This is a genomic window from Candidatus Magnetaquicoccus inordinatus, assembly GCF_004217665.1.
Lineage (GTDB): Bacteria > Pseudomonadota > Magnetococcia > Magnetococcales > Magnetaquicoccaceae > Magnetaquicoccus > Magnetaquicoccus inordinatus.
In genome coordinates this window covers 50147-60906 of sequence record NZ_RXIU01000001.1, presented here as the reverse complement: position 1 = coordinate 60906, position 10760 = coordinate 50147, and the positions used below count along the sequence as shown (strand labels likewise).

Genomic DNA, 10760 nt, shown 5'->3' with positions numbered 1-10760 from the left:
TCATCCAGAGGTGGCAGCACTACTGCCCCGCTTGACCGATAAAAGGGTGATTACTTATGGCTTGCAGGATGGTGCCGATTATCAAGCCGTGCAGATTCGGCGCGAAGGGGAGCGTACCCGTTTTGCCGTGCAACGTCTGGATCCGGTGAGTGGCAAGAGCTCAATCCTGGGTGAGGTTGGCTTGGCTCTGCCCGGTCGGCACAATGTCAGCAATGCCTTGGCGGCCATTGCTGTCGCTTTGGAGTTGGAGATTCCCTGGCCGGTCATCGACCAATCGCTTGATCAATACAAGGGGGTACGGCGGCGCTTTGATCTGCTCTGCAACACCCCGGAACGGGTGATCATTGATGACTATGCCCATCATCCCACCGAAATAGCAGCGACGCTGCAAGGGGTACGCGAAGGCTTCGGCACGGAACGCCGTCTGGTAGCCTTGTTTCAACCGCATCGCTACAGCCGGGTGCAATCCCTGCTGCCGCAATTTCTCTCCTGTTTCCGGCAAGCCGATCTGGTTTTGGTGGATCGCATCCATCCGGCAGGAGAGAGTCCGCTGGCTCATCTGACTCCCGATGCCATGCGTCAACAGTTGCTGGAGGGGATTGCCGAACAGAGCGAGGTTGTTACCTTTCCGCTTCCTGATGGTGATTTTCTGCAGCAAGGCCGTTCACAACTGGAGGAATTTTTACTGCCAGGTGATGTGGTCGTGTTTCTGGGTGCTGGCAGTATTACCAAAAAAGCCCGCAATTTTGCCGAAGCATAGGCTATTTTCCTTTCATGTTGGCTGAAATGTTGCCTTTGGAAATTTATTTTTGTCAATATAATGGACAGAAAAGTAGATCTGACTCGCAATAATACCTGGATTGCCAGCCTGAAACTCCCTATACTTGAGCAGGTATCTTTGGCTGGGCGGACAACCTGGAAAATTGGTGGTCCTGCCCGTTGGCTATTGCAGCCGCGCTCCATAACGGAGTTGCAACAGTTGTTGGCCCATTGGCCTGATGGCTTGCCGCGTCTCATTCTGGGTGGTGGCAGCAATTTGCTGGTTGACGATAATGGCTTTACTGGGGTAGTCTTGGAGCTGAGGCGCTATCTGAATCGTCTGGAGTTGCTCAGCGGACACCCTGATGATGAAATTGTACAAATTCGCGCAGATGCAGGTGTTGATACCCGCTCGCTGGCCCATTTTGCCCGCCAAAACGGTTTGAGCGGTGCCGAATTTTTAGGAGGCATTCCTGGTACTGTTGGTGGTGCGTTGCGCATGAATGCCGGGGCGTATGGCAGTGACATCCAAGCCCTTTTAAGCTCGTGTGAGGTATTGGATACGCAGGGTCAACGCCACACCTTGACTGTCGCAGAGATGGGCATGGGCTACCGAAGCTGTGGAATTGCCCAGGATTGGCTTTTTGTATCAGCTCTCTTCTCTTTGCGCCGCGATGATCCACAACGCATACGGGAGCGGATGCGGAGCTTGAATCGCCAAAGACGGGAGGCACAGCCCTTGCGCTATCCATCGGCTGGCAGCACCTTCAAAAATCCGCCTATGGGAGCAAAGGCGTGGCAATGGATTGAGAGGGTGGGCATGCGCGGCGCCCGCGAAGGACAAGCGCAGGTTTCTGAACAACATTGTAATTTTTTGCTCAACCTGGGTGGAGCGCAGGCTAGTGAGATGCGGAGATTGATTGAACATATCCGCAGTCGGGTCTGGCAATCTGGCAGCGTTGAATTGGCTTTAGAAGTAAAAATTGTTGGCAGTGAGGGGTTGCTCTCCGACTAACACCCAGCACCCGGAATAGGCTTGACAGTGGATAAAGGGAAAAAAATTGGTGTCTTGCTGGGTGGTTCCTCCAGCGAACGGGAAGTCAGTCTGCGCAGCGGGGCAGCACTGCTCTCTGCCTATCAGCGTTTGGGTTATACGGCAGTTGCCATCGATACGCAATCCGGTCGTGATCTGCCCAGGCAACTGCTGGAGCATGGCATTGAAGTGGCTGTTATCGCTTTGCATGGACCGATTGGCGAGGATGGGACCATACAAGGATTATTGGAGGTCATGCAGATTCCCTATACCGGCTCTGGCGTAACCGCCTCTGCCATCTGCATGAACAAGGCACTGAGCAAACGCTTGTTGCAAGCCGCTGGAATTGCCACACCGGCCTGGGAAGAGTTGCGTCTCGCGGCAGGAGCAGCGTTAAGCGCTGAGCAACGCAGCCATCTCAGCGAGGCATGGCAGGGTATTCCTTTGTTTGTCAAACCCTCCTCTGCCGGTTCCAGCGTAGGTATTTGCCGTGTTGGCGATGTGGCCGAGTTGGAAACAGCACTGCAGGCAGCCGCCCATGCTGCGGCCCCGATGGGTACAGAGGCGGACATTATACTGGAACAAGAGATTGTGGGTCATGAGATCACCTTGGCGGTGCTGGATGGCATGACCATGCCTTTGATTGAGATTCGCCCGGAAAGTGGGTTTTTTGACTATCAAAACAAATATACCCCCGGACGCACCCGCTATCTGATTCCGAGCCCCTCTCTTTCGGAAGCAGAGAGAAACAAGGCAACTGCCACGGGATTGGCTGCTGGCAATGTTTTAGGATGTCGCGGTCTGTATCGGGTGGATATGATCATGGATGCACAAGGAACGGCCTGGGTATTGGAGATCAATACCATTCCCGGTCAAACAGAAACCAGCTTGGCCCCAAAGGCGGCAGCAGCAAGCGGTATCGCCTTTGAGGAGATGGCGCAACGTATCCTGGCAGGAGCAACCTTGGATTCATGTTGCGTTCACAAATAGCTTTTTTTTTGTTGATCATTTTGTTGACCACGATGGTGGCAGGTTGGCGGGAGATCAACAAACCTGGTTGGTTTCCGCTCCAGGAGATGCGTGTTTCCGGTTTGGTCAACACACCGCTGACGTTGGCAACCGATACCATCGGGGTTGAAAAAGGCAGTAATCTGTTAAGCGTGCAGCCCAAACAGGTGCAGGCGCGTTTGGAGAGTCTGCCCTGGGTCCGCTCGGTACACGTCAAACGGCAGTTTCCCTCCATCCTGATGATTCGGGTGGTGGAAAAGGTGGCCGTAGGGATGGTCAGAGAGGGAGATCGCCTGTTTTTGGTTGATGAGTATGGCGCCACCATCAAACCGATGGAAAAAGAGGATCCGTTAATGCTGCCGATTATTGTTTCGGCACCAGGAGAAGAAAAAGCAACGCAAGTGGTCTGGCTGATCAATCTGCTCAGCAAGCATGCTTGGCTGCAAGGACGGATTTCCGAGGCGGTCAGTTATCCCGGTGGGCGATGGACTCTGTATACCAAACAGGGGATTAAACTGTTGCTTTCCAAACGTATTGACCAGGAACTGGAATTGCTGAAAAAGCTGCAAGAACAGTATGCGATTTTGGATCGCAAAGTACGACAAGTGGAGTTGCGCATTTCAGGCAAGGCGATGGTACGATTTGCTCTTTAAGGCTAATTTTTTGATCATTGTCCCTTCCATTAGTAAGGCGATAATGGTAAGAAGAGCCAGAAGAGTTTTGCGAACCGGGAAAATGATTTCCTGGAAATAGGGAAGTTGGTTGTTAATCTCCTGCGAGTGGATAGGCTATGCCTGTACAGGACCAAAATCTGATTGTTGGCTTGGATATAGGTACAACAAAAATTTGTTGTATCGTTGCCGATCAGCAGCCTGATGGACGTCTTGACATCATTGGCGTGGGCACTCATCCCTCCCGCGGCCTCCGCAAGGGTGTGGTGATCGACATCGATTCCACCGTGGAAAGCATGCGCATGGCGGTGGAAGAGGCAGAGATGATGGCCGGCGTGGAGATTCGCATGGTTTATGCGGGTATCGCCGGAGGCCATATCAAAAGTGGTAACTCCAACGGCGTGGTGGCAACCAAAGATGGTGAAGTCACCGCCAGCGACATCCAACGGGTTTTGGACGCCGCCAGAGCACACAATATCCCGATGGACCGGGAGATTCTCCATATTATCCCGCAAGAGTATATTCTCGACGGCCAGGATGGGATCAAACAGCCGTTGAACATGTCTGGTGTACGGCTGGAAGCTCGTGTCCATATCGTCACCGGAGCAGTTGCATCTGCACAAAATATCATCAAATGTGTCAATCGTTGTGGACTGGATGTTGGCGATATTATCCTCGAACAGTTGGCCTCTGCCGAAGCGGTACTCACCCCGGATGAAAAAGAGTTGGGGGTCTGCCTGCTGGATATCGGTGGCGGCACCACCGACATCGCCCTCTTCAGCGAAGGTCACATCAAACATACCGCCGTGTTGGCCATCGGCGGTGATCACCTCACCAACGACATTGCCGTCGGCTTGCGCACACCTACCCGTGAGGCGGAGTTGATCAAGCGCAAATATGGCTGCGCCCTCTCCTCTCTGGTCAACCCGGAAGAGAGCATTGAAGTTCCCAGCATCGGTGACCGCAAGGCCCGTTCATTGGGACGACATATTCTGGCGGAAATTATCGAACCCAGAGTCGAGGAGCTGTTTACTCTGGTCAGCCGAGAGATTGCCCGTTCAGGCTTTGAGGAGCAGTTGGCTGCCGGAGTGGTGCTGACAGGAGGATCTTCCATTACTGAGGGTATGGTTGAATTGGCAGAAGAGGTGTTCAACAAGCCGGTTCGCCGAGGCACCCCTCAGGGTATTGGCGGTTTGACCGATGTGGTCAACAGTCCTGTTTATGCTACCGCAGTCGGTCTGGTGATGTTTGCCAGCCGTAACGAAAAAGAGATTTCCCGGCAAATGGCCCCACAAGGGGGCAACCATCAATCGGTGCAGGGAATCTTTCACCGAATGCGCTCCTGGCTGGGTGAAATATTTTAGCTGTACAGATACAATAAAAGCATAACGAATCAGCGCGTTTCCATATAGCGGCAACACGCTGTTGGGTAAGAGGGTCTTTCTCCTTGGGGGATTTCGATGATCATCGAAGATTTTGGACAGGGCAATCATCTGGATGCACGGATCAAAGTTATCGGCGTTGGCGGGGGCGGCGGCAATGCTATTAATAATATGATTCAATCCCAATTGGATGGAGTTGAATTTATCGTTGCCAACACCGATGCCCAAGCATTGGCCCGCAATCTGGCCCCCACACGGATCCAAATTGGTGAAAATGTTACCCGTGGTTTGGGTGCAGGGGCCAAACCGGAAGTGGGCATGCGCGCTGCGGAAGAGAGCCAGGATCGTATTCGTGAAAGCCTGGATGGTGCCGATATGGTCTTTATTACGGCAGGCATGGGCGGCGGTACCGGCACCGGGGCAGCACCCATTATTGCCCGTATTGCCAAAGAGTTGGGCATACTTACTGTCGCTGTTGTCACCAAGCCATTCAACTTTGAGGGTAAACGGCGTTACCGTTTTGCCGAAGAGGGGCTGGATGAGCTGCGCAAACATGTGGATACGGTGATTACCATCCCCAACCAGAAGCTGTTGGCGGTTGTTGGCAAAAACACCACTATTCTGGAGGCGTTTCGTCGTGCTGACGATGTGTTGAATCAGGCGGTTCGCGGTATTACCGATTTGATTACCGTGCCAGGATTGATCAACGTTGATTTTGCCGATGTACGCACGGTCATGGATGAGATGGGACAGGCGATGATGGGAGCTGCCGAAGCCAGTGGCGATACACGGGCTTTGGATGCCGCTACCCATGCCATCTCCAGTCCTTTGTTGGATGATGTCTCCATCCATGGCGCTCGTGGGGTATTGATCAATATCACTGGCGGTTATAATCTCTCACTGCAAGAGGTGGATGAGGCGGCAACGGTGGTGCGTGATATGGCACACGAAGATGCGATTATTGTCTTTGGCGCCGTATTGGATGAAGCCATGGAAGATACGGTCCGGGTGACTGTGGTTGCCACCGGTATTGGAACTGCCGAAAAAATGGCCTTCCCCAGCAACAAACGGGAGGGCAGTACAGCCTCTCATTATCCGCAAGCCCCGCACTATGGGCAGCCCTCTTATGGGCAGACAGGACAGCAACAACCACGCCGCTATACCGCCGCTGCCAATGCTGCAGCAGCCCCCATTCCGGCACAACAGCAACGCAAACCGGCGGTCGCACCTGTGCCTGCTGCGCAAGAGGAGTATCGCAGCAATCGGACAACCAGTACTACAACACGTCGCCCCGTCAATCTGGATCACACCTTGGACCAGATCAATTCGGAAGACTCGTTTGACGTACCGACCTTCTTGCGTCGGCAGATGGACTAAGTTGCTCAGGTAAAGACTTGTAAAAAAATTGTCACCTCTCTCTCTTTCTCAACGCACAAAAAAAGGCGGAAAGAGAGGGAGAAAGAGCCGGTTGCAACCAATAAAACATCTATTTGTCAAATTTTACTCGCATCCCTGTAGCCCCTCTTGAACAGCCACTTTCCTTTCTTTACATATACCTGAGCAGTCAAGAAACGGGCAAAAGCTCTTTTTTCCTTCCATTTCCAAACAAAAAAAAGTACCATCCCCTTTTCCTGGATAAATCATCTTTTATATTCAATTATTGGCACCAGGATTGCTGAAACGAATGTCAGGTTAACGAAAATCTTCTGGAACGCAGTTTTGACACCCTTTCCAACAGATTTTTTGACACCTCCCGGATCACACCCCCAAAAAAATGACACCCGAAGGGTAGCTGTTAACGGCGGGTTACGATCCATGACACAATGAGTGATGCACCGGGCCAACATTTTTCACTGGGAACTGCCATAATGATTTTCCAACGGACCTTAAAGAATACCATTCGTTGCACGGGGATTGGCCTGCACAGCGGCAAGAAGGTCTATCTTTCCTTGCGTCCGGCCCCGGCAAATACCGGAATCGTTTTTCACCGCACGGATATGAAAGGGGCTTTGGTCCCGGCCAAGGTGCAAAACGTGGTAGATACCAGACTCTGTTCTACAGTGGCCAATACCGATGGTGTGCGTGTCTCAACGGTTGAACATCTGTTGGCGGCTTTTGCTGGCCTGGGTGTCAACAACGCCTATGTCGATTTGGATGGTCCCGAAATCCCCATTATGGATGGCAGTGCCGCTCCTTTTGTCTTTCTCATTCAATGTGCTGGCATCGTGCAACAAAAGGCTTATAAACGGTGGATCCGCATCAAACGGCCTGTTTCTGTGGTTCAGGGCAATAAAAGGGCCTCTTTTGAACCCAATGATCGTTTTCGCGTCAGTTTTCGCATCGATTTTGACCATCCTTTGCTCTCCGAACAGGAAGAGGATCTGGACATCAACGAAACCACATTCATCAAAGAGATCAGCCGGGCGCGTACTTTTGGCTTCCTGAAAGAGGTGGAGCAGTTGCGTTCCAATGGTCTGGCTCGCGGTGGTTCGCTGGACAATGCCATTGTGATGGGGGATTTTCGCATCCTCAATGAAGGCGGACTGCGTTATGAAAAAGAGTTCGTGCATCATAAAATGATCGATGCCATTGGTGATTTATATCTGCTCGGTCATCCGGTGATCGGCCATTTCAAGGGGGTGCGTTCCGGTCATGCCCTGAATAATACTCTGCTGCGCAAACTGCTCTCGCACGCCAATGCCTGGGAGTTTGTGGAAGGAGAGCGGGTTGCCCAATATCTGCGCGAAAGCGAACGTTCATCCCTTGAATTGCCCACTCCGATGGAAGCACTGGCTCCGGCCATGGGTCTGACCGCCTGATACAATCGCAAAGCAGGAAAGCTGCTGGCAAAAGGTGATTGTGCTGTTCAGGAAGTGGCATCCTTTGTCATAATCGCTACATCAGAACAGGATGCGAGGATCAGCAAAAGGCATGCAATGCTGCAACAACAGCTCACGCGCCCCTCTGCAGCAGGCTCCTGGTAAGCTCTTTCATGCCTTTCCCGCTGTACTGATTGGACTGATTGTATTGCTACTCCCCCTGGCTGGCTGTACCGACAGCAAAGAGATGCCTTTTCTCTGCCAGGGTTCCCATCTTCTCACCTGTCGCGAAAACAAAGCGCCTACACAACCCGGCGTCATTCAGCAAGCCGCACTGTTCAAACAGGGGGACAAGCTCTATGTACGCGCTGAGTTGGATTCCACCATATTAAAGCGTTTGATGGAGTTTTTGAATAACGGAGAGCCTCTTTGGGCCACCTACCGCTTTCGTTTGTATCAACAAAACAGTTTGCTCCCGGATCTGCGTCTGGCGCAAACCATTGTCAAACGGCGCCTGCGTTTTCGTCTGATCACCCACCGCTTTGAAATGCTGGATGGACAAAGCGGGCAGATTCAATATACCGGCAATCCCGATGAAGCGATGAATTTTCTGGGTGCACCACGCTATATAGCCATGGCCACCCTGCACGATAAAAAAAGCCATCTCTCCTCCCGCTACAACTACCGTCTGAAAGTGGATTTGACACTGGAACAAGAGGATCTGTCGCATCTTTTCCATCTGCTTGATCAATGGTTTAACCTGGGTCAGTCCGGTCAATTTTATCTGCACACCCCCTATCTGCCATGAAACCTTCAGCAAAAAATTTACGCACCTGGATTTTGCCACTACTGTTTGCGGTAGTAGTCATCACTGTTTTGACTGGACAGGGATTACGTGGTATCGCCACGATGGAGAGCGGCAAATATGGCATGTTTTTTTTGGTGCTCCTCTATGTCAACCTGTTTCTGGTTCTTTTGCTGGGTGTGCTGGTTGTCCGCAACCTGCACCGCCTGTGGTTGGATCGCCGTCAGAGACGCACAGGCTCGCGCTTGCGCACCCGTATGGCCTTGATGTTTGTAGCTCTTTCCTTGGTCCCTACCCTGATTGTGGCCATCCTCTCGGTCAATTTTCTCAACAGGGGTGTGGACACCTGGTTTTCTGAACAGATCTCGCTGGCATTGGCCAACTCTCTGGAGGTATCAAAATCCTACTATCGGGAAAATCAACGGGTGATCCGTCATGATGCCGAATCGATCATCCGCAACCGGGCCATCACCACCGCTTTGGCCCTGCAGGATGATGAAGCAGCCTCTGCTGCCCTGGAGGCAGAACGCGAAGCGCGCGGTTTGGATGAAATTACTATTTTTCGGCAGGATCGCACCCGCATCGCCAGCGCGGGCAGTCTGCCACTGGATCCGATTCCCGATTTGACACCCTTGACCGATGGCACCACCCGCTCGTTGCTGAGCACCAATGATAGCGGCGACCGGGTACGGGCCTTTGTCATGTTGGGTGAAGATCTGTTTCTCTCTGTCGGCCATTGGATCGATCGACAAATTCTTGGGCAAATGGATACCGTCGAATCGGTTTATGTTCACTACCATCGCATGCGCGCTTCCCATGGCCTGTTGAAAGCCAATCATACGGTGACGCTGGCCTTGATCTCCCTGCTGCTGCTGTTGGCGGCCATCTGGTCAGGTTTACACATCGCCGATGAGTTGACCGACCCGATCACCGAACTGGTGGTCGGCACACGCAAAGTGGCAATTGGCGACCTTTCGGTGACCTTGTCGGTCACCGGCGATGATGAGTTGGCCGCTTTGATGGCATCATTTAATGCCATGACCCAAAAATTGAACGAAAACCGTCATGAACTGCAAAGCACCAATGCTCTGCTGGAGGAGCGCAGTCGTTATCTGGCTGCCATAGTCGGCAATATTTCTGCCGGAGTGGTCAGTGTCAATCGACACGATGCCATCACCTTGATGAACCCGGCTGCCGGAATGTTGCTCAATTGTGCGGCGGAGCAGGCATTGGGACAACCCTATAGTATGGTTCTGCCACCAGAATTATTGCAGGTTATGCCCACTCTGTTGCAGCACGGACAGACCCGCACTACTCATCACAACCGTACATTGAGCAGCGCAACAAGCAACCGCACACTGGAGACAGAGGATCTGGCCACTTTATCCAGTAAAAATCCGTCGCTGCAGATCCAGATTCAGGGACCGGAAAAACCAAAAACTCTGCTGGCGCGTCTCACCTTTCTGGAAGAGGATGATGGAGAAAATCGGGCTTTTATTCTTACTTTTGATGATTTGACCGAGGTATTAATCGCCCAACGCACCCACGCCTGGAGCGAAGTGGCGCGACGCATCGCCCATGAAATCAAAAATCCTTTGACCCCGATCCAGCTCTGGGCGCAGCGCATGCGCCGTAAATATCTGCTACCTGCCAATAAAGAACGGCGCGACTGGCGGGTTTTGGATGAAGGAACAGAAACCATCATCAATCAGGTGGAAGAGTTGCGCATTCTGGTGAATGAATTTTCCACTTTTTCCCGTCTGCCCAGACCTAATCTGCACGATGAAGAGATTATGGTCACCATAGGCGAGGCTTTGCGCTTGCACGCGGCGGAATTGAATAAGGTTGCAGTCACGACCCAGTTCAATAAACAAATCAAGCGTTGCCCGCATGATCGCAGTCAGATGAAACAGGTGATCACCAACCTGATCAGCAACAGTCTGGCAGCCATGGCCGAACGTGGCCAAGAGGCGCATCTGGCCATTGTGACTGATCTTTCTGCGGATGGTGAATGGGTTTTGATACAGGTTGCCGATAGTGGTGCCGGTATTGCGCCGGCGCATCGTGACCGGGTGTTTGAGCCCTATTTTACCACCAAGAAAAAAGGCACCGGTTTGGGATTACCTATTGTGAAAAAAATCATCGAAGATCATGGTGGCAGCATTCGCATTACCGATTCGTCATGGGGAGGGACACTGGTGGAGATTAAATTACCTTTGCAGCGCACCCTCCTTCCCGGATAATACCCAGACCTCACTTGTCGAGGAAAACGCTTTGGCCAGG

General features: G+C 52.3%; 9 protein-coding genes. All 9 read left to right on the top strand.

Annotated features, from left to right (window positions below; genetic code table 11):
- Positions 1–760, top strand: a 760-nt coding sequence (locus EJP87_RS17530) for a glutamate ligase domain-containing protein (protein WP_265332083.1), incomplete at its 5' end; no start/stop codon positions are given.
- A gap of 60 nt (positions 761–820) precedes the next feature.
- Positions 821–1774: a UDP-N-acetylmuramate dehydrogenase gene (gene murB / locus EJP87_RS00145; RefSeq protein ID WP_130469839.1), complete on the top strand. Its 954-nt coding sequence runs from the start codon at positions 821–823 to the stop codon at positions 1772–1774.
- 27 nt (positions 1775–1801) lie between these two features.
- A complete protein-coding gene (locus EJP87_RS00140; protein ID WP_227657379.1) occupies positions 1802–2782 on the top strand; it encodes a D-alanine--D-alanine ligase in 981 nt (326 codons plus the stop codon).
- Positions 2764–3453, top strand: coding sequence for a cell division protein FtsQ/DivIB (locus EJP87_RS00135; RefSeq protein WP_130469837.1), 690 nt, complete (start codon positions 2764–2766; stop codon positions 3451–3453). The genes EJP87_RS00140 and EJP87_RS00135 overlap by 19 nt, the downstream gene beginning before the upstream one ends.
- A gap of 137 nt (positions 3454–3590) precedes the next feature.
- Positions 3591–4835: a cell division protein FtsA gene (ftsA, locus tag EJP87_RS00130; RefSeq protein ID WP_130469836.1), complete on the top strand. Its 1245-nt coding sequence runs from the start codon at positions 3591–3593 to the stop codon at positions 4833–4835.
- A gap of 96 nt (positions 4836–4931) precedes the next feature.
- The gene (ftsZ, locus tag EJP87_RS00125; protein WP_130469835.1) at positions 4932–6230 is read left to right on the top strand and encodes a cell division protein FtsZ; all 1299 of its coding nucleotides are present in this window, start codon (positions 4932–4934) and stop codon (positions 6228–6230) included.
- A 491-nt stretch (positions 6231–6721) separates the two neighbouring features.
- Positions 6722–7672 carry a UDP-3-O-acyl-N-acetylglucosamine deacetylase gene (gene lpxC, locus EJP87_RS00120; RefSeq protein WP_227657378.1) on the top strand — a complete coding sequence of 317 codons (951 nt, stop codon included), beginning with the start codon at positions 6722–6724 and terminating at the stop codon, positions 7670–7672.
- Between the two features lie 112 nt (positions 7673–7784).
- Positions 7785–8480 (top strand): DUF4390 domain-containing protein, encoded by a 696-nt coding sequence (locus EJP87_RS00115; protein ID WP_193771006.1) that lies wholly within the window; start codon positions 7785–7787, stop codon positions 8478–8480.
- Positions 8477–10720, top strand: coding sequence for a sensor histidine kinase NtrY-like (locus EJP87_RS00110; RefSeq protein WP_130469832.1), 2244 nt, complete (start codon positions 8477–8479; stop codon positions 10718–10720). Before EJP87_RS00115 ends, EJP87_RS00110 begins: the two co-directional genes overlap by 4 nt.
- Positions 10721–10760: the final 40 nt, after the last annotated feature.

Coding starts and splice junctions, on each gene's coding strand:
- murB (WP_130469839.1), top strand. CDS start 821: ATGGACAGAAAAGTAGATCTGACTCGCAATAATACCTGGATTGCCAGC.
- EJP87_RS00135 (WP_130469837.1), top strand. CDS start 2,764: ATGTTGCGTTCACAAATAGCTTTTTTTTTGTTGATCATTTTGTTGACC.
- ftsA (WP_130469836.1), top strand. CDS start 3,591: ATGCCTGTACAGGACCAAAATCTGATTGTTGGCTTGGATATAGGTACA.
- ftsZ (WP_130469835.1), top strand. CDS start 4,932: ATGATCATCGAAGATTTTGGACAGGGCAATCATCTGGATGCACGGATC.
- lpxC (WP_227657378.1), top strand. CDS start 6,722: ATGATTTTCCAACGGACCTTAAAGAATACCATTCGTTGCACGGGGATT.
- EJP87_RS00115 (WP_193771006.1), top strand. CDS start 7,785: ATGCAATGCTGCAACAACAGCTCACGCGCCCCTCTGCAGCAGGCTCCT.
- EJP87_RS00110 (WP_130469832.1), top strand. CDS start 8,477: ATGAAACCTTCAGCAAAAAATTTACGCACCTGGATTTTGCCACTACTG.